Consider the following 18,956-nt stretch of genomic DNA (forward strand, 5'->3'; position numbering starts at 1 on the left):
TTACCGTCCCCTGCCGGATTATAAGTATCCGATCAGATACTGACCTAAAGTAATACACCCGGAGTAGTGAGAGCAATGAAAGAACAGGTACAGGACTACTATGGCAAAGTACTGCAAGGCTCTGATGACCTGCAGACCAATGCCTGCTGTACGGATGATGCCATGCCACGGTTTATGAAAAAGGCACTGGCCAATATTCATGATGAAGTCCTGACGCGTTATTACGGTTGCGGGCTGGTATGTCCAGAGCAGTTGAAGGGATGCCGGATTCTGGATCTGGGCTCAGGCTCTGGCCGGGACTGTTATGCGCTGGCACAGCTGGTAGGAGAAGAGGGCTCTGTTGTCGGTGTAGATATGACCGATGAACAGCTGGAAGTGGCGAACCGTCATATTGAATATCACCGTGAGAAGTTTGGGTATGCCCACGCCAATACCGAGTTTCTCAAGGGGGAAATCGAGAAACTGCACGAACTGGATTTGCCGGACAATAGCTTTGACATCATTGTTTCCAACTGTGTGATCAACCTTTCTACAGATAAAGAGGCGGTTCTTCGTGAAGCCTTGCGTCTGCTGAAACCGGGCGGTGAGCTGTACTTTTCTGACGTCTATGCTGATCGGCGAGTGCCAGCTGAGCTGGTGGATGATCCGGTGCTTTATGGTGAATGCCTGAGTGGCGCGTTGTATTGGAATGACTTCCTTAATCTGGCCAAAAAAGCTGGTTTTGCTGATCCTCGTCTGGTTGAAGACCGGCCAATTACTATCGACAACAGTGCGATTGAAGAGAAAGTCGGTCATATCCGGTTTTTCTCTGCCACCTATCGTCTCTTCAAGCTGGAAGAGCTGGAAAGTCACTGTGAAGAGTATGGTCAGGCCGTCATCTATAAAGGCACAATTGACCACCGTCCGGAGGTGTTTGAGCTGGATGGTCACCACGCTATTGAGCGGGGCAAGGTTTTCCCTGTATGTGGCAATACCTGGCGGATGTTACACGACACTCGTTTCAAGGATCACTTCGAGTTCATCGGCAGCTTTGATACTCACTACGGTATTTTTGCCGGTTGTGGTCATGACCTGCCTTTCACAACAGCGACTGCAGAAGCAGGTGGTAGCAGTGGCGGATGTTGCTAACGTGTAGATCACAACTTTAAGGCTGATATAAAGAGCTGTCTGTATATGCAGGCGGCTCTTTTGTTTTTAAGGGGGCAGCGCAAGGCTTGTGATTGGTGTCGTCTTGTTCTAGTCTCTTGCATGTGTTCGATGATTACATGCGAGATAAATATAACAATGCTACACAAATCCCGCTTGATGAAATTCATGCTGTCGATGTATCCCCCCTGGTTGGGGGCGGGGATTTATGTGAAATCACTGTCGCGGGATTTTCGTCAGGCAGAAGTTGGTATGAAGCTGCGCTGGTATAACCGCAATTATGTGCGAACCCAGTTTGGCGGCAGCCTTTATTCCATGACTGATCCGATGTATATGCTGATGTTGATGCATAATCTCGGCAAGGATTACATTGTCTGGGATAAAGCTGCGGCGATTGATTTTGTCTCACCGGGTACTGGTGAAGTGCATGCGTGCTTTGATTTAACTGAAACTCAGATCGAGCACATCAGGCAGAAAGCAGCTTCAGGCAAAGCATACTTACCTGAGTTTAAAGTGGCGGTAAAAGACAGAGAGGGCAAGCTGGTGGCAACAGTAAAGAAAACACTCTATGTGCGTCTGAAGTCAAAGCCTGCCGTCTGATTTTTTTATAACAGAGGTTGCATTAAAGACATTTACAGTCGTAATCAACCTGATACTGCCTGTCACCCAGAAAAGAGACCGCGCGATCAATAATGGTGTAACCTTTCGGGCAATAGTGGTTCTTTTTAACCCATTTGTTCATCATCTCCAGCCGTTCATTTTCAGCATCAATTGCCATTGCCGTACGGCGACCGGAGTTCTCGGATACTATGGTAAATCGCCCTTCCCCATCGGGGGGCGATTCCGGATAGTACATCGTTATGGGGGCATATTCCCCGGGGGTTTTGCAGCCAGCAAGCAGCAAACCCATTAAGAGTAATATTTGTTTTTTCATTGTTGAGGAAGTGACGTCTTTTTTCAGAATTATCCCTTAATAACTTAATTGTCTCCAGAGCATTTTTCTGTCTTGGGGAATATAAATAGAAAGGGATAAAATCAGGACGATTTTCCTTTTAATCAGTAATAAAAAAGCCGGCAAGAATACCGGCTTTTGAATTGATTTGAAATTGAATCAGGATCGATTAGTCAGATAATTTTGTACTGCTTGTAAGTCATTATCGAGAACGGTGTATTTCTCATCCCGCTGATGTAAGTCAGCCAGGTGAGGCGGCAAGTCCGGCGCTTTCAGATCAGCTTTAACAATGGCTTGAGGGAACTTCACCGGATGTGCTGTAGCCAGCGTGACAACCGGAGAAGTCAGTTTAGCACCACATTTTTTGGCGGCATAAATGCCGGCTGCAGTATGAGGATCTGCCAGGTAACCTGAATCCTGCCATACCTGACTGATAGTGGCACAAATGGTTTCGTCGTCTGCCCGGGTACTGTCGAACAGTTCGAGAGCCTGTTGCCAGTTGGCATCATCCAGCTTCAATTCACCATTGGTTTCAAAATGCTGCATGACTTCAGCCAGTGCGGCACCATCCCGCCCATGCAGATCAAACAGCAGCCGCTCAAAGTTGCTGGAAACCATAATGTCCATACTGGGAGACAGACTGTGATGCAGGGTTTCCTTGCGGTAATCATTGGCGGCAAAGAACCGGTGCAGAATATCGTTCTGGTTGGTTGCCACAATCAGTCGATCAATCGGCAAGCCCATACCTTTGGCAATATATCCGGCAAAAATATCACCGAAATTACCCGTAGGTACGGAGAAGCTGACCGGACGGGCAGGTGCCCCCAGCGTCAGTGCTGCATGGAAGTAGTACACAATCTGGGCCATGATGCGGGCCCAGTTAATGGAGTTAACGGCAATCAGCCGGGTTTTGAGGCCGTTGGCCGGATAGCCATCCAGAAATGACTGGTCGGCAAAAGATGCTTTGACCATCGCCTGACAGTCATCAAAGTTACCTTCAATGGCCAGGTTATGAATATTGTCACTGATCAGGGTGGTCATCTGCCGGCGCTGGACATCGGATACCCGCTGATGCGGATGCATGATATAGATATCAACATTGTCACAGTGACGGCAGCCTTCGATCGCGGCAGAACCGGTATCACCGGATGTTGCTCCGAGTACTACACCATGTTCATTACGGCGCTTGAGAATATGGCCCAGTAAACGTCCTAACAACTGCAGGGCGAAATCCTTGAAAGCCAGGGTCGGGCCATGAAACAGTTCCATAACATAGTTGTTATGATCCAACTGTACCAGTGGTGCAACTGCGGCGTGGTTGAATTCGCCGTAGGTCTCATCCACCATATTTTTCAGCGTGTCATGGTCAACGGCATCGGCGACAAAGGGTTGAATAATACGCAGGGCCAGATCCGTATAAGGCAGGCCACGCATAGCTTTGATATCAGAGGCTGAAAACCGGGGCAGGAATTCAGGAACATAAAGGCCGCCGTCACTGGCCAGACCGGTCAGCAGAACATCTTCAAAAGACAGGGCAGGTGCCTGCCCCCGGGTGCTGATGTATTTCAAGGTGCTGCTCTTCTGTTAATTCCAGGTGCTGCCGGGCAGAAGAAGCGGCAGCAATACCTGTTTATTCTGTCGTTTATTTTTTTGATAACCAAACCCGGTCTTCGAATGGATAAAACGGATGCCGGGTTTGGTTTATGCCGGGCCTCAGCCCAGCGGGTCGAGACGAATGCGGGTGATCGAACCCACAATGTCATCATGCTGTTCCATTTCTGCAATCGCCGTATTCATATCGGCTTCCAACGTCTTGTGGGTCAGCATCACAATATCGGCGCAGCCGTCGGTATCACGGCGTTCACGCTGGATCAGGGCATCGATATTGATATGGTAGTTGCTCAGAATCCGGGTAATGGTTGTCATCACGCCGGGGTGATCCTTGGCATGGATGCGCAGGTAATAACCGGTTTCTACTGCATCAATCGGCAGTACATTCAGATCTGAAGCCGAGGCAAAGCTGAGTGGTGGAACCGCCGCTGTCGGATGATCTATCAGGCGGGCAATATCCAGAATATCTGCGACCACGGCAGAACCGGTAGGCTCTGCACCGGCGCCGGCACCGTAATACATGGTTTGTCCTACGGCATCGCCCTGTACCAGTACTGCATTCATTACACCATCCACCGCTGCCAGCGGTTGCTGCTGGGGAATCAAGGTAGGGTGAACCCGCAGCTCGACACCACTGTCCCGACGTCGGGCAATGCCCAGATGTTTGATCTGGTAGCCCAGATCCCGAGCATAGTTGATATCGTGCGGTGTCAGCTGGCTGATACCTTCGGTGTAGGTGTGATCAAAGCGCAGCGGCATACCAAAAGCGTTGGCTGCCATAATGGTCAGTTTGTGTGCGGCGTCGATACCCTCAACATCAAAGGTGGGATCCGCTTCGGCATAACCCAGCGCCTGGGCTTCTTTCAGGACATCACCAAAATCCCGGCCCTTGTCCCGCATTTCTGACAGGATAAAGTTACCTGTGCCGTTAATAATGCCGGCCAGCCACTCAACCTGGTTTGCTGCCAGACCTTCCCGCAAACTCTTGATAATCGGAATACCACCGGCAACGGCAGCTTCATATGCGACCACAACGCCTTTGGCTTCTGCTGCGGCAAAGATTTCGTTGCCGTGCTCTGCAATCAGGGCCTTGTTGGCGGTTACTACATGTTTGCCATGATCGATGGCTGTCAGTACCAGTTCGCGGGCGGTGTCATAACCACCGATCATTTCTACCAGAATATGAACATCCGGATTCCGGGCAACATCGAAAATATCGCGGGTAATGTTAATGCCGGTTGTGTCACAGGCCGGATTGTCACGACGGGCACCAATCTGGGTCACTTCAATGGTGCGGCCCAGTCGGCGGGTAATGACATCCGCCTGACGCTGCAAAATGTTAAAGGTGCCACTGCCGACTGTACCCAGTCCACAGATGCCTACTTTTATGGGTGCCGGTTTATTTGACTTCGGACTGCTCGCTTTCAAGTGCATACCCTGTTCTGGTTGTTATCGCCGCTTTAAGATGCTGTCGGATACTGCTTGTCAGTGCAGCGGATTATAGCCCTATCCGGCAATATTTAGCGAGAAGAAAGGAACCGGGAAGAAGCAGACTAAACGATATCCCAACCTGTAGCCTGAAGTTCGGAAAAACCATCTGATTTTGTGAAGTAAGTACGGGATCTGATCATTCCTGCCAGTGAATGAAGGGTAGAGCAGAACCGGGTTGTTTTTGCATCAACAGCATAAAAGCCTTTGGCAAATGCATTATCCAGATTCGGTTTCTGGTCATCGAAGAGGTATACCATCTCGGGAGCAATCAGGCCCTTCATATGCTCTGCAACCTGTACCGAGGTTTCCAGAGGGCTATCCCCCGAGTTAAGTTTTTGTAGATATCCATCAATAGCGCCAGCGCGGTCTCCGTCAAAAGACATGCCCCGGTCACTTTTATTGGCACGGGATACGACACGAATACGAGCTACAACCGCATCTGAAGCATCGTATGCCAGTTTGAAAAAATCCCGGACAGACTCAGGTATATATGTTCCATTGGTAATGACAACGAAGAAAATACAACTGCTTAAAAGGTCAGAGTTGTCGTTTAATGCGTCGATCAAATCTTTCATATGTCCACCGCCCAGCGGATAGTGATAAGTTTCTTCAGGCTCTGCATTTCGTCTGGGGCGGGTCATTACGGTGATTTTTTGTTTTCTGACATGGAGCTGCTGGCATTCGGACAAACTGCCTTCTTTATCAAAGAGGCCTTCAGGAACACCCTGGGCACCTTTCATACAGGCCAGAGTATCATCAAAGTCGGAGACAATCAGAATACGCATGGGTGCGCTCTTGATATCCAGAAGAGAATCGAAACGGGTTAGCGCAATTATAATCGGTGGTAACGAACAGGAGGGTGCTTATGCACCCTGCATAGCGGAATTTTCTCGCGGTACAGCCTGTTCTTTCTTTTGTTGAACCCTGAGTCCCAGCTTTTTGGCAAGCTGTCTTGCTGTCTGATAGCCCGGTAATACTTCACCAGAAGGTAGAATAACGGCCGGAGTACCATTAATGCCCAGTTCTTCTCCCATTGCTCGGAACCGGGCAACAGGATTGGGGCGTATGGCTGTGGAAATCATCTGGCCGGCGTTAAGCTGATCGAAGGCTTTTTGCCTGTCTACTGCACTCCAGACTGCCTGCAACTGCTTGCCAGCAGGTGAATCAACGCCTGCGCGGGGATAGGGCAACCAGCAGACCTTGATACCATATCGGTGCATTTTCTTGAGCTCTGCATGCTGCTTGCGGCAATAAGGGCATTCAACATCGGTAAAAATATAAACAGTTGCCTTGATTTCCTCCGCTTCCGGCGCAGAAACAATCATATCTTCATCAGGCAGCGCAGCCAGCTGCCGGGCAACTTTCTGTTGTCGCTCCAGCGTAGTGAGATTAATCACCTGTCCCTTGTCGACCATGTGCATTTCCCCCTGCAGGATGTATTTACCATCAGGGCTGATATAAAGCACACCACCGGGCACCTCAACCTGCAGCAGGCCGTCAATGTGGCTTTGGTAGATACCTTTGATTTGAAACAGAGGGTCAATAGAGTGCAATGATTCGGTCACAGCCCGTTCCTCAGCCGGTGATGCAGGCAGCAGGCTACCATCATCGTCCACGATTGAACTGGCATGGCAGACAAGAGATAGCAATGCTGAAATCAGACCGGCTGCAAGTCGAGCCATAAGCACCCCCGACAACATCATGATAATACGGAATTATGCTATTTCTGATTGCCTCAGCAGGTGCATAGTTCCCGTCAGGCTGAAAAAATCAGCCCCGTGGGTGATGCTCGGCATGTAGCTGTTGCAGCCGGTGATTGGCCACATGGGTGTATATCTGGGTGGTCGACAGATCACTGTGCCCTAATAATAACTGTACAACCCGCAGGTCAGCACCATGATTCAATAAATGGGTTGCAAAGGCATGTCGCAATACATGGGGCGAAATATGGGCCTGAATCCCGGCTTCCAGCGCATGCTTTTTGATTCTGTGCCAGAATGTCTGTCGGGTCATGCAGCCACCATTGCGACCTGGAAACAGCCATTGGCAGGAAATATCCGGTGCCAGTGCCGGGCGGGCTTCACGGATATATTGCTCTATCCAGTCAATGGCCTGCTCTCCCAGCGGAACCAGTCTCTCTTTATTACCCTTGCCAAAAATACGAACCACGCCCTGCCGCAGATTGATTTGATCCAATGTCAGCCCGACCAGCTCACTGACACGCAACCCACAGGCATAGAGTACCTCCAGCATGGTGCGGTCACGCAGGCCAAGTTCTGTTTCTATATCTGGCTGCTGGAGTAAGCGGTCGACATCTTTTTCGCCAAGGGACTTCGGCAGGCTGCGGCCGGTCTTTGGTGCAGTTAATCGGGCTGTAGGATCTTCGCTGATAATGCCTTCCTGCAACAGCCAGCGGTAGAAACGCTTGAGACCGGATTGAAGCCGGGCAATGGAACGCGGGCTTGCCTGTTGCTCCTGGCGCCATTTTATCAGCTCGGATATGTGCTGGTGTTGGACGTTACTCAGAGATGTACCTGATTCATTCAAATCCAGGTAGTGTATTAACAACTTGATATCCCGCCGATATGCCATGCGGGTATTCTCGCTAAGGCCATGCTGCAGCCAGAGATGTTGCAGGTATTGCTCAACCAGCGTTTGAGTATCCGGAATGGGAGTCAAAACTTTCCCTGTAAAAAATTAATCACACTGGTGAGATTATTCAATCACCTTGTTATCACAGTCAATAGACGACGTATGGATTGATACAGCGGCAATGAGAAAATCTGCGTCTAGAATCAGTTTTAATCTGAATATTCCAAATTGCCGGATAAAGTATGTTCCCTGCAAAAAATAACATCAAAATAATTGCACAGATTCTGATTGTTTTTATCATGACTGCTGTTTCAACATTATCGGATGCAGGAAGAAAAAGGGATAAGGTTTGTGATAAACAGTCATTTACTAAACCTTTTGACCCTCCAAAGAGAAGCTGGCTGGATTTTGACTCTAAAATTGAAAGTCCGGATATGGCAATATGGCGTGAAAGAATGCAGGCAGCAGGAATGGAGTTTAGTCTTCTTTATCATCATCCTGATAAGTGCCCTGAAGGTTTTCTTTCTCCTCTTTTATACGAGCTATTAAAAGATTTTGATTATTGTGCAACACGCTGGGTATGGAGCCATGAAAGTGAAATTAATTCTAAAGGGGAATGGAAGGTAAGAATAAAAAAGAGCAGAGATCTATGCGGAGAGTTAGAGGATGCTGTTGATATTTTTTATCAAAATACTCTTCCTGACCTTTTATCTTTGATGCTTCATTATGTTTTTTCATATCCTGAAAAACTTTCGGAGGAAAATAGAAAATTTATAAATACATGGCTTCTATGGATTAATGAACAAATCTTGCCAAAGGGAATGGAGATTGACTGGAGATCGCGGTATCGAGAGCTATGGGATGCCTCGAAAAAGTGGAAAAAACCGGATAAATATCATTCGTTATCTATGAAGAGGACCAAGCCGGAAATCAAAAGCTGTATCAGTACACACTTTTCAACACAAAAAGAAAAGGTGTTCAAGCACCTTCATGCTTCCAGTCTGGATCCTGAGCTGGATATGGTGATGATTTGGGATTTACCATTCCACCATTATGGGACCAAAAGGGTATACTACTGTAAAGATCCTTTAATTGGCTTTTATAGTTTCGGGCTATTCAAGATTTTTCTTTGTGATACTGCTTTCTCTAAACCATGGGAACGTACTCTGGCTGTTGCATGGTATCAATGGTTCATGGCTGAGTGTCGGGCAAAAAAAAGACCACCGACTATTACTAATGATGAGATGAAGTGGTTTCATCGAGTCTACAGTGACTCATTGCCTGAAGTCAGTGATCTTGATACGCCTATTCCCTCAGATGATATGATGGTAACGGGGGCGAGACTTGCTGGTCAGGAAGGTCATCAATGTCGGAATTTAGAGGGGGATGATATTCATGAGAAAGATGAAAAAGATGAGCAAAGTGACGAGAATGAGGTTGTGGATAGTGGGGCCCCTCCACCACAAAGTATGCCTGAGGCCGATGAGTTAAAGAAAGTTGATATATGGAGTCCGCCCCGGTCCACCTGGCTTGATCTACGTACAAGCCTTTCGCTGAAAGAACGCGCGCAGTGGGAGGAGCGAGTAAAAGAATGTGGAATTAAAGATACAAAAATCCTTTTCAATCCTCCGTCCCCTGTATGTCCTCGATGGTTTAAGTCTGAGATATTATATGAACTGCTTTATCAGTTTTATCGGTGTTCAAAACTGTGGGTTATAAACCATAATGATGAGATTGATCCATCTGGGATATGGAAGCAAGAGCAAAGCAATGAACAATTGTTAGCTCATATAGGCGCGATTGAAGACTATATGTGCACTTATTACGATAATAATATGGCAGATGTGCTCTCCTATCTTTTAAATTCTATCTTTTCACCTCCTCTTCTTTTAGATGAAGTAACAAGAAGTTATACCAACCTTTGGCTTTCATGGATTAATACGCGAATTTTGCCGGCAGGTGTAAGATTTAACTGGAGAGATCGCTATTGTGAGTTGGCGAAAGCTTCTTGGGGGTGGGGACTGAAAGAAGGTGCTTCTTCATCATATGATTCTGCTTTGAGAGAGGCCGATTGGAGCCGAAAAACAGAATACTCTGGATACAATGCTTTGACACAAATAAGGACAACAGTTGTTCCAGGGGAAGGGGCAAAAGGTAGCAGGGATGCTTTGGAAGATTTCAGAAGGTGCATTACTGACCATCTCAATGAACATTATACAGATGATGCGCCCAGCATCACTGATAGTCTTGATTGCTCTCAATATGATCAGAGTACAGGGCTATGGATGATTACCAGATCACTGTTTCGTCAGTTCAGAGACTCTGAAAGCAAACGTGAATCTTATTGTAATGACCCTTTGTTTATAGCGTACCGGCGTGCTCTATTCAAAATAACTATGTGTGATCCTTTATACGATACCAAAATCAGGTTGATAGCGGTTTGCCTGCGACAGTGGTATTTAGGGGAATTCAGGTATGTTGTTAAAAAAAAGCTGAGGGGCGATGGCTGGAGTTGGTACAAGCCTACAATGGATTTTGTTTTTCCTGATATACCTGAAGATGCTCAGGCTATACCTATACCCTATGAGCCTGATGTTTCATCCCAGCCATTGTTGGCGGCGAATGATGAAGAGCCAATGGAGCATAGCTCTTCTACAGTAGTGAGTGATTCTGGACAAACTATGAAGCAACCGGAGCTGATGAGGCAATTTCCTGATGCTGGAGATACATTAGATGTTACTCCTTCGGCCGTATTTATCTGTGATAGCCCAACTGAGACTAATAGTCGGCGTAAGCGCTCGCGCTCTGGCTCCCCGGAATTAGGTCCAAAGTATCCAAGACAAACAGGCTCTGATGGTGAGGAAGATGTCTGGGGCTACAGAGGTAGCTCTCCTGAGCGGCGTATGCAAACAGTGGACGTCGAGCCACAAACACCATCTGCCCCTCACTATATGCCAGGCATGGCACTGGGTGAACTTCCCTCCGTTATGTAGGATCAAACAGACTGAAAGATGATGGTTAACTCCAAGAGGTTGTATCATGATTCAGTTACAAGGCTGTGCTGCTGTAAAACGAAGCTGTCTGATTTTATTGTTATCATCAATCAGTTTGCTTTCCTTTGCTGAGACATTTCGGGAAAAAGAGAACGCCGCCACCATGAACAGGAAAGAACAGCAGGATCGAATGATGGCTGCCATGCTGGCGCCTATTGTTGCTGATGCTGCAGCACTGGGCAGTCACTGGATTTATGACAGTGAAGAAATGAAGCGACGCTATCCGGACGGATTAAAAGGATTCGAGCAACCGGTAGCCGGTCATTATCATGCCAATCGCAAGCCGGGAGACAATACTCATTATGGCGATGCTTCCCGCTTGTTACTGATATCTGTTGCTGATAACCGCGGCGTACTGCCAACAGTTTTTACCCAGAAACTGATCACTGTATTTGCTGATCCGGAGTACCCGGGTTTCAGGGATCATGCCATGCGTGACATGTTGGCGAACTGGAAAGAACAGGGTAAACCGGAGCTGGATGCCAGGTATTCAACTGTACTGTTCAGCAGTGATGCAGATGACTCTGCTGACAGCGTGATGTCTATTGCACCCGTTGTTGTGGCTTATCTTGGTAAGCCGGATTTGCTTCAGCGGGTAGACACCATTACCCGGGTCAGGCAGCAAAATCCAGAAGCTATTGCCTATACCCAGGCTCAGGCGTTATTGCTGGAAAGTTTGCTGTTGGGCAATGATATGAACAAGGCTGTTGAGTCCGTATCACAGCGAATGGAACCCGGTGCCGGTCGTGACATTGTGCTGGCCAGTATTCAGAAGGCTCGACAGGAAAAGAGTAAGAATGTCACTGATGCAACTGCAGTCTGTGGCGCTTCCTGTGCACTCGCCAAATCCTTTACGGCAGCATTTCATGCCTGGTCAGCCAATCCGAATGATTTAAGAGTCTGTACATTGGCGATTCTTGAGGCCGGTGGTGACAGTGCTGCGAGAGCATCAATGGCGGCAGCATGGATTGGAGCCATGCAGGGAATGAAATCCATTCCTGCTGAATGGCTGGTGAAGGTGGATCCTGATGGCATATTGCAGGATCAGGCAAGAGATGTTGTAACCGCCTTATGATGGTGCTTTGTTCTTTTCTTTCAGATACAAAAAAAGCAGCCTGAGCTGCTTTTTTTGTGTGTCAATTGACACCATCGACTTGGCCGAAAACCGATAGTGGCAATTACTTGCTGTTGAGCTTTTCCTTGATGCGAGCAGCTTTACCGCTACGCTCACGCAGGTAGTACAGCTTGGCTTTACGTACATCACCACGACGCTTAACGGTGATGGAGTCAACCACAGGGCTGTAAACCTGGAATGCACGCTCAACGCCCATGCCGCTGGAGATCTTGCGCACGGTGAATGCAGAGTTCATGCCGCGGTTACGCTTGGCAATGACAACGCCTTCGAACGCCTGCAGACGCTCACGGGAGCCTTCCTTAACTTTAACCTGTACTACGACAGTGTCACCAGGGCCGAAAGACGGCACCTCTTTGTTCATCTGTTCAGCTTCGAGCTGCTGAATGATTTTGTTCTTGCTCATCGGTTTGCTCCCAAGTTGCAAAAGTTTCCGCTAAAAATGATTCACTAAGTACAAAGACTTAAAGTACAGCTGCTGTCCGGTTCACTGCTGCCTGAAACGGTTAAAGCCGCTTCAAACCCGCCCGTCGTTATCCGCATCATGATGATCGCGAATAAATTCGGCGAGCAGCTTTTCTTCCTCACTGCTGAGCTGGCGCTTTTCCAGAAGTTCCGGACGGCGCAGCCAGGTTCTTCCCAGTGCCTGTTTGAGACGCCAGCGGCGAATTTCACCGTGGTTGCCACTCATCAGGACATCGGGGACACGCCGGTCATCAAAGACCTCAGGGCGTGTGTAGTGAGGACAGTCAAGCAGTCCGTCAGCAAATGAATCTTCGAGGGCGGAATCCTTATGACCCAGGGTGCCCGGTACAAAGCGTGAGACAGTATCGATCAGGGTCATGGCCGGCAGTTCACCACCGCTCATGACGTAGTCACCGATTGACCATTCTTCGTCAATCTCGGTTTCCACAATCCGTTCATCAATACCTTCATATCGCCCGGCGATCATGATGATCCGCTTGCGCGCAGCAAGCTCCTTGACACCTTCCTGGTCGAGTTTTCGACCCTGGGGTGACATGTAGATCACATGACAATCCGATCCTGCAGCTTCTTTTGCTGCATGAATTGCGTCACGCAGAGGTTGAATTTTCATCAACATGCCGGGACCACCGCCAAAAGGTCGGTCATCCACCGTTCGGTGTTTATCATGGGTGAAATCCCGGGGATTCCAGGTTTCCACATCAATCAGCCCCTGCTTTACCGCGCGCCCGGTGACACCATGCTCGGTGACTGCCCGGAACATCTCCGGAAAGAGGGTAATAACACCAAACCACATAACTTAAAATTCCGGATCCCAATCGACCCGAACCTGACCTGTTTCCAGATCAGTATCTTTTACTACGTCGCCCGGTAACCAGGGAATCAGTCGTTCCTGACGGTCGAGGCTGCCCTTGCAGGCGCGTACTACCATCACGTCGTTGGCACCGGTTTCCATCATATGATGGATCTTGCCGAGCAGAACCTCGTCTTCACCCTGAAGGGTTACAACATTCAGTCCTTCCAGCTGATGCCAGTAAACTTCATCCTCTGCCGGAGCGGGCAGCAGGTCTGCCTTGACACGGATTTCAGCACCACAGTATGTGCGGGCTTCTTCACGGTCATTGCAGCCTTCTATCTGGGCAATCAGGCCCTTTCCGTGCCTGCGTCCCTCGCTGACCTTAACCTCGCGGATCTGGCCATCGAGCAACAGAGACCATTGCTTGTACTTGAGGATGTTTTCCATCGGGTTGGTCCAGGAGTAAATCTTGACCCAGCCTTTAATGCCGTAAACCGTGGTAATCCGGCCCAGTACGACGTGTTCCACGCTACGGTAATCCTCTTTCCGGTCTCAGTGTGCGTAAGACAATTCTGCTAGTGCAGTGTCTTAGGCAGCAGCGGTCTTCAGCAGCTGAGCTACGCGATCGCTGACAGTTGCACCCTGGCTCTTCCAGTATGCAATGCGCTCTTCGTTCAGGCGCAGACGCTCTTCCTGGCCACGAGCGATCGGGTTGAAGAAACCAACGCGCTCGATGAAACGACCACCGCGGGCATTACGGCTGTCGGTTACGGTCAGGTGGTAGAACGGGCGCTTCTTGGAGCCGCCGCGAGCGAGACGAATCGTTACCATTAACTTCGTTTCCTGTTGTTGATCCTGAAAACTGCCGTTGCATAACCCGGTACATCAGGTGAGTACACCTAACCAGGGAGCAAAGGCAGCCTGTACCCCGAAGGGTGTGCTCAGGCTCGATTTTCGGCCAAAGTGCCGCTCATCATCCGGTATAACCCGGTGTCAGGCAACACAAAACGGGCACTGTGCATCCGCAAGTCCCCGTAAAGGGCGCATATTCTATTTCAATTCAAGGTTTTTGCAAACTGTTTTAATGCGAAGGTCGAGTGTGGTCTGGCGCAGACTGTGGCAGCGCAATCAGGAGTTGTGGCTATGATTGACCCGACAGCCTGATAAAAGCAGTAATAAAGGTGCGCCAATGAGAGTCAGAATTGTTGTTTTGTCGCCCGGAATGGCCTGTTTTACGCTTTTGTTATCTTTCTTTAATGCGTTTTCCTGCGCGAATGCCGGCCTCTCGAACCAAATGGTTCTACGACCACCCGGCTGGTGTTGGGACAGCCACTTTCTGGATACAGGATTTCCCTCCTGCCTGCGGGCTCCGCCTTCCGACGCTGAAGAATGTAGATTGAATCTTTATGATATCCCTGATAACTGGTACTCATCAGAAGTAATAAAGCAAGCCTGTGAAAAAGCAGAGTTATCAGAATACTCACCGTTGCTCCCGGTCAGTATGCGATTGGAAGACATCTCCGAACTTGGACTTGATAGCAGGCAGACTTTTGCCGCCGTAAAATTGCCGAAAGAAATAGACAGTTGGCCAGCTGTTTTCCTGATACGTGTTGATGACTCTGAAAGCTCGGAAACCTGTGCAATAACGGTCCGGCAGACTGAGATCAATGAACCTTATGACTATCGGTGCAGAGGTGTCATATCTGCAGTGCCTGACAGTGGCTTGCTTGAGTCCGGGGCTAACTATGCATTTGTTGTAATGAAGAGGGCTACAGATAGTAAAGGAGAGGAGACTGTAGATAGATCATGGCTGCAGCAGTTGTTAGATCCGACCCAGCCAACAAAGTGGAGTTATCCAGCACATTATCGTCAGGGCTACCAATGCTTTCGATCCTGGTTGAAAGCACATGATTGCCCTCCGGAGAGAATCCTAGGCGCAGTGTGTTGGAAAACCGGCCACCCCGAGCAGTTTCTGGTGGACTTCATAAAGCATATTGATAGCAATGATGGGCTGACGGCAGAAGAACTCACTTTGGTCTACTCCGAACATGACTCGGGCAGGGATTATGATGTCTACAAGGGGGAAATGAAATGCCCTCTATTACAAAGGTTAAGCCGCCCTGCCAGCTTTCTGCTTTCACGTTCCGGGTATGAGATTGAGAAGGAAGAAGAGGGTCAAAAGTATAAAAGTCATGGAATGAGACGGGTTCCGGTTACTATCACTATTCCCAAGTCAAAAAGTTGTTCTGATGGACCCATTGATCTTGTGCAATTACATCATGGCACGGGAGGTGGTGCTGATGAACCGTATATCCGTGGCCGAAAAATGCCAAACGGGAAGTCCACTCAAAACACGCTGACATCGAATCTGATCCCTGAGGGCTGGTCTGTTATCTGTGCCGGTACATTTATGGGCCGGGAGCATGAATATCAGAAAGAGGTAAGTTATACCGAGTCATGGATGATGGCCGGTTTAACCTGGTCGATGCAGCACTGCACAGACTTTAGCCTGGAGTTGAATCATACCTTTTATCGCTATGCTCACCTGCCATCGATGGTTTCAAATCTGTTGCAATCCCTGCTTGAACGCCGTGTGCTGGATAATCTGATTATCAATCAAAAAGTGAGGATCTCAGGTGGAGGAAGGGATGACATACTCCAGGTCGGGCAGCATGTTCTGGCAGGCCATTCTTTCGGTGCGATGACGGTAGCCAGCTTTATAGGGCAAGATGCCAGCCGTTATCAGGGTGCTATTTACTCCGGGGCGGGAAATTTTGGGATTGGTCTTCCGGTTAATTTTTTGGCTCCCATTTATGGCTTGAATGAGTGGGCGGGTACCTGGAACTTTGGAATAAAACCCTCTGAACTCTTGCAGGATTTAACCCATCCGGTCTGGATGCTGGCGGAGCTGTTTCTTTCCAGGGTCAGTCCGGTACTGATGCTGACGCGTACCAGACTGGATATGCCGATGCTCTTTATTTCCGGTATTGATGATAATCAGGTGCCTGACTTTATGCAGCGCCCATTCCTGCAAGCCTGTGGGATGGATATCGATAATCCTGATGAGACTGCAGGTGAATGGAAGGATGAATTATCGTCAGGGCGAAATCCTGCGGTCTGGGTGGGACAAGAACTGGCGAGAAAGAATAAAGTCCTGGTGAGATTCAAACAGGACCGTTTTTCAAGAGGCCGGCCCGTCAACAGTCATAATGCTCTGTTTCAGTATGATGTTGCCGGGCAGCTCTGTGCAGGATTCGTGCGGCATGTATCCGGACTAAGTGCAGGCAGCTAAAGCTGCTCAGTCTTCAGACAGTTCATTGTCATCTTCGTCCGGCATCCAGTCACCAATGATATAAAAGTCTTCCATATCCAGTGAGAGCGGCGGTTCACCGGTTTCTGCCGCTTCCTGACGAGCGGTAGTGAAGACTTTTTTGCAGCGCTCCCTCAGCATGGGGCCGGTAACATCAATTTCCGGAATATTGTGGAAGCGTTCAAGCATATCCGTACAGCCCAGGGCGATATCCTTCTGGCCGCAGAAACCCCAGCAGTCTTCCCGGGTTGCACCATAAACAATACCGTTGAGCGGAATATTGTTGCAGACAATGCTCCAGTAAAGCGCCGCCATACCCAAGGCTTCCGGCTCTGCCGTGGTGTAGAGGGTCAGATCAGCGCCAGGCTTGATACTGTATTCCGAGGCCAGCATATGAATGGCCAGCCCTTCGGCGGTAAACAGCGGGCTGATATGGGTAGCATTGGCCGCTGTGACTAACGGGGTTCCATCGGCACTGACAATACAGGCCGCAAAGGGCCAGGCCGGGTTCAGTTCCTTGCCGACATTTAACAGCTGGCCGATCAGGAATTCATCCGTCATGTGTGATACTCCGATGAAAAAGATGAGAACAGGTTGTGCAAACCATAGACCGGTTACGGGGTTTCCGACAGATTAAATCGGGTTCAGGTTCCCTGATCTGGCGACAGATATTTATGACTTTTTGGAGTATCAGTGAAAAGCTTTGGCAACAGTCAGGCTTCAGGGAAGGGAGCGTTTGAAAGGGGCTAGTTAAATCAAGAGGTTACAGGGGGTTGTTAAAGCAGAAAGGAGTGCCAGGGGCACTCCTTTCAAAACGGCAAAATTACATTCCCGGGAATTTCTTGCCACCGCCAGGAGGCAGCATTCCGCCACCCGGCATGCCACCACCGGGCATCTGACCTTTCAGTGCACCCAAGCCACGCATCATCTTGGCCATGCCACCCTTGCGGGTCATCTTGCGCATCATCTTGCTCATTTGCTTGTGCTGCTTGATCAGGCGGTTCAGATCCTGGATCTGGGTGCCGGAACCCGCTGCAATCCGCTTTTTGCGGGAGCCGTTGATGATATCCGGGTTACGACGCTCTTTCGGGGTCATGGAGTTGATGATGGCTTCCATCTGGACGAACATCTTGTCATCCACCTTGCCCTGGGCCATCTGGGCCATATTACCCATGGCACCCATACCCGGCAGCTTGTCGAGCATGGCGCCCATGCCGCCCATGTTCTTCATTTGCTGCAGCTGGTCGCGGAAGTCTTCCAGATCGAAGCCTTTACCTTTCTTCAGCTTGGTCGCCAGCTTGTCCGCTTTCTTGCGGTCAATCTTGCGCTCGGCTTCCTCGATCAGGGACAGTACGTCACCCATGCCGAGAATACGGGAAGCAACACGATCCGGATGGAATGGCTCCAGCGCATCGGTCTTCTCACCCACACCGAGGAACTTGATCGGCTTGCCGGTGATATGACGCACAGACAGCGCCGCACCACCACGGGCATCACCATCGGCCTTGGTCAGAACCACACCGGTCAATGGCAGGGCTTCATTAAAGGCGCGGGCAGTATTGGCTGCATCCTGACCGGTCATGGCATCGACCACGAACAGGGTTTCGATCGGGTTGATCGCTGCGTGCAGCTTCTTGATTTCGTCCATCATGCTGTCGTCGATATGGAGACGACCGGCAGTATCGACAATCACCACATCGTGATGCTTGATTTTGCCTTCATGAATTGCTGCATTGGCAATATCGACCGGCTTCTGGTCGGTAGAAGACGGGAAGAAATTGGCGCCGACTTCACTGGCCAGGGTTTCCAGCTGCTTGATCGCCGCCGGACGGTAAACGTCGGCACTGGCAACCAGCACAGATTTTTTCTGGCTCTCTTTCAGCCATTTTGCCAGCTTGGCGACAGAGGTGGTTTTACCCGCACCCTGCAGACCAGCCATCAAAATAACCGCGGGTGGCTGCTGGGCCAGGTTCAGGCCGTCATTGGCGGCACCCATAACCTCGACCAGTTCGGCCTGAACGATTTTAACAAAGGCCTGACCCGGGCTGAGGCTCTGCTGAACTTCCTGGCCGATGGCACGTTCCCGTACCCGGGAAACGAAATCCTTGACCACGGGCAGGGCAACATCTGCCTCGAGCAAAGCCATGCGGACTTCGCGCAGGGTTTCCTTGATATTGTCTTCGGTCAGCTTGGCCTTGCCGGTGACCGTTTTAAGAGTACGTGAGAGGCGTTCGGTTAGATTTTCAAACATCCGCGTTACGAATCCTGCCGCTGGGCTTGCGTGGGCCGGTTTTGTATAAGATCGCGGTTAACATGGAACATATGTCCATTACGCGCTGCGTTATCAAAACAGGTCCTGAGTATAAAAAGCCAATCCTATAACGAATAGC

General features: G+C 49.5%; 17 protein-coding genes. 5 read left to right on the forward strand and 12 right to left on the reverse strand.

The genetic code is table 11. The annotated features are described in order from the left end of the window. Positions 1 to 75 precede the first annotated feature (75 nt). The gene (locus ACYZZ0_RS12280) at positions 76 to 1,128 is read left to right on the forward strand and encodes a methyltransferase domain-containing protein (RefSeq protein WP_461536923.1); all 1,053 of its coding nucleotides are present in this window, start codon (positions 76 to 78) and stop codon (positions 1,126 to 1,128) included. A 45-nt stretch (positions 1,129 to 1,173) separates the two neighbouring features. Further along, entirely contained in the window at positions 1,174 to 1,746 is a 573-nt protein-coding gene (locus ACYZZ0_RS12285; protein WP_461536924.1) for a DUF4442 domain-containing protein, read from the forward strand. 22 nt (positions 1,747 to 1,768) lie between these two features. On the opposite strand, the gene ACYZZ0_RS12290 is transcribed toward ACYZZ0_RS12285, so the two are convergent. The 6 genes from ACYZZ0_RS12290 to xerD all read right to left on the reverse strand — a co-directional run bounded on the left by ACYZZ0_RS12290 (position 1,769) and on the right by xerD (position 7,879). Beyond that, positions 1,769 to 2,056 (reverse strand): hypothetical protein, encoded by a 288-nt coding sequence (locus ACYZZ0_RS12290; protein ID WP_461536925.1) that lies wholly within the window; start codon positions 2,054 to 2,056, stop codon positions 1,769 to 1,771. 201 nt (positions 2,057 to 2,257) lie between these two features. Continuing rightward, entirely contained in the window at positions 2,258 to 3,667 is a 1,410-nt protein-coding gene (gene thrC, locus ACYZZ0_RS12295) for a threonine synthase (RefSeq protein WP_461536926.1), read from the reverse strand. Between the two features lie 144 nt (positions 3,668 to 3,811). Then, positions 3,812 to 5,143 carry a homoserine dehydrogenase gene (locus ACYZZ0_RS12300; RefSeq protein ID WP_461536927.1) on the reverse strand — a complete coding sequence of 444 codons (1,332 nt, stop codon included), beginning with the start codon at positions 5,141 to 5,143 and terminating at the stop codon, positions 3,812 to 3,814. 119 nt (positions 5,144 to 5,262) lie between these two features. Beyond that, the gene (locus tag ACYZZ0_RS12305; protein ID WP_461536928.1) at positions 5,263 to 5,985 is read right to left on the reverse strand and encodes a hypothetical protein; all 723 of its coding nucleotides are present in this window, start codon (positions 5,983 to 5,985) and stop codon (positions 5,263 to 5,265) included. A gap of 78 nt (positions 5,986 to 6,063) precedes the next feature. Next, positions 6,064 to 6,882 carry a DsbC family protein gene (locus tag ACYZZ0_RS12310; RefSeq protein WP_461536929.1) on the reverse strand — a complete coding sequence of 273 codons (819 nt, stop codon included), beginning with the start codon at positions 6,880 to 6,882 and terminating at the stop codon, positions 6,064 to 6,066. Between the two features lie 88 nt (positions 6,883 to 6,970). Beyond that, positions 6,971 to 7,879: a site-specific tyrosine recombinase XerD gene (gene xerD, locus ACYZZ0_RS12315; protein WP_461536930.1), complete on the reverse strand. Its 909-nt coding sequence runs from the start codon at positions 7,877 to 7,879 to the stop codon at positions 6,971 to 6,973. A gap of 155 nt (positions 7,880 to 8,034) precedes the next feature. On the opposite strand from xerD, the gene ACYZZ0_RS12320 reads away from it, so the two are divergent. After that, positions 8,035 to 10,785 carry a hypothetical protein gene (locus tag ACYZZ0_RS12320; protein ID WP_461536931.1) on the forward strand — a complete coding sequence of 917 codons (2,751 nt, stop codon included), beginning with the start codon at positions 8,035 to 8,037 and terminating at the stop codon, positions 10,783 to 10,785. Between the two features lie 46 nt (positions 10,786 to 10,831). Further along, entirely contained in the window at positions 10,832 to 11,920 is a 1,089-nt protein-coding gene (locus tag ACYZZ0_RS12325; RefSeq protein ID WP_461536932.1) for an ADP-ribosylglycohydrolase family protein, read from the forward strand. 103 nt (positions 11,921 to 12,023) lie between these two features. Here the strand turns inward: ACYZZ0_RS12325 and rplS are convergent, their stop codons facing one another. The 4 genes from rplS to rpsP all read right to left on the reverse strand — a co-directional run bounded on the left by rplS (position 12,024) and on the right by rpsP (position 14,087). Then, the gene (gene rplS, locus ACYZZ0_RS12330; protein WP_461536933.1) at positions 12,024 to 12,383 is read right to left on the reverse strand and encodes a 50S ribosomal protein L19; all 360 of its coding nucleotides are present in this window, start codon (positions 12,381 to 12,383) and stop codon (positions 12,024 to 12,026) included. A gap of 111 nt (positions 12,384 to 12,494) precedes the next feature. Then, complete coding sequence (gene trmD / locus ACYZZ0_RS12335; RefSeq protein ID WP_461536934.1) at positions 12,495 to 13,256, reverse strand: tRNA (guanosine(37)-N1)-methyltransferase TrmD; 762 nt, start codon at positions 13,254 to 13,256, stop codon at positions 12,495 to 12,497. A gap of 3 nt (positions 13,257 to 13,259) precedes the next feature. Next, positions 13,260 to 13,784: a ribosome maturation factor RimM gene (gene rimM / locus ACYZZ0_RS12340; protein ID WP_461536935.1), complete on the reverse strand. Its 525-nt coding sequence runs from the start codon at positions 13,782 to 13,784 to the stop codon at positions 13,260 to 13,262. A gap of 60 nt (positions 13,785 to 13,844) precedes the next feature. Beyond that, positions 13,845 to 14,087, reverse strand: a complete 243-nt coding sequence (gene rpsP / locus ACYZZ0_RS12345; protein WP_461536936.1) for a 30S ribosomal protein S16 — start codon at positions 14,085 to 14,087, stop codon at positions 13,845 to 13,847. Between the two features lie 1,144 nt (positions 14,088 to 15,231). Here rpsP and ACYZZ0_RS12350 point away from each other — a divergent pair. After that, positions 15,232 to 16,548, forward strand: a complete 1,317-nt coding sequence (locus ACYZZ0_RS12350; RefSeq protein ID WP_461536937.1) for an alpha/beta fold hydrolase — start codon at positions 15,232 to 15,234, stop codon at positions 16,546 to 16,548. Positions 16,549 to 16,554: 6 nt separating this feature from the next. On the opposite strand, the gene ACYZZ0_RS12355 is transcribed toward ACYZZ0_RS12350, so the two are convergent. After that, positions 16,555 to 17,127 carry a cytidine/deoxycytidylate deaminase family protein gene (locus ACYZZ0_RS12355; RefSeq protein ID WP_461536938.1) on the reverse strand — a complete coding sequence of 191 codons (573 nt, stop codon included), beginning with the start codon at positions 17,125 to 17,127 and terminating at the stop codon, positions 16,555 to 16,557. A 262-nt stretch (positions 17,128 to 17,389) separates the two neighbouring features. After that, positions 17,390 to 18,817 (reverse strand): signal recognition particle protein, encoded by a 1,428-nt coding sequence (gene ffh / locus ACYZZ0_RS12360; protein WP_461536939.1) that lies wholly within the window; start codon positions 18,815 to 18,817, stop codon positions 17,390 to 17,392. Between the last annotated feature and the right edge of the window lie 139 nt (positions 18,818 to 18,956).

Origin of the sequence: Spongorhabdus nitratireducens (assembly GCA_947387575.1) — a bacterium.
Lineage (GTDB): Bacteria > Pseudomonadota > Gammaproteobacteria > Pseudomonadales > Endozoicomonadaceae > CANDOC01.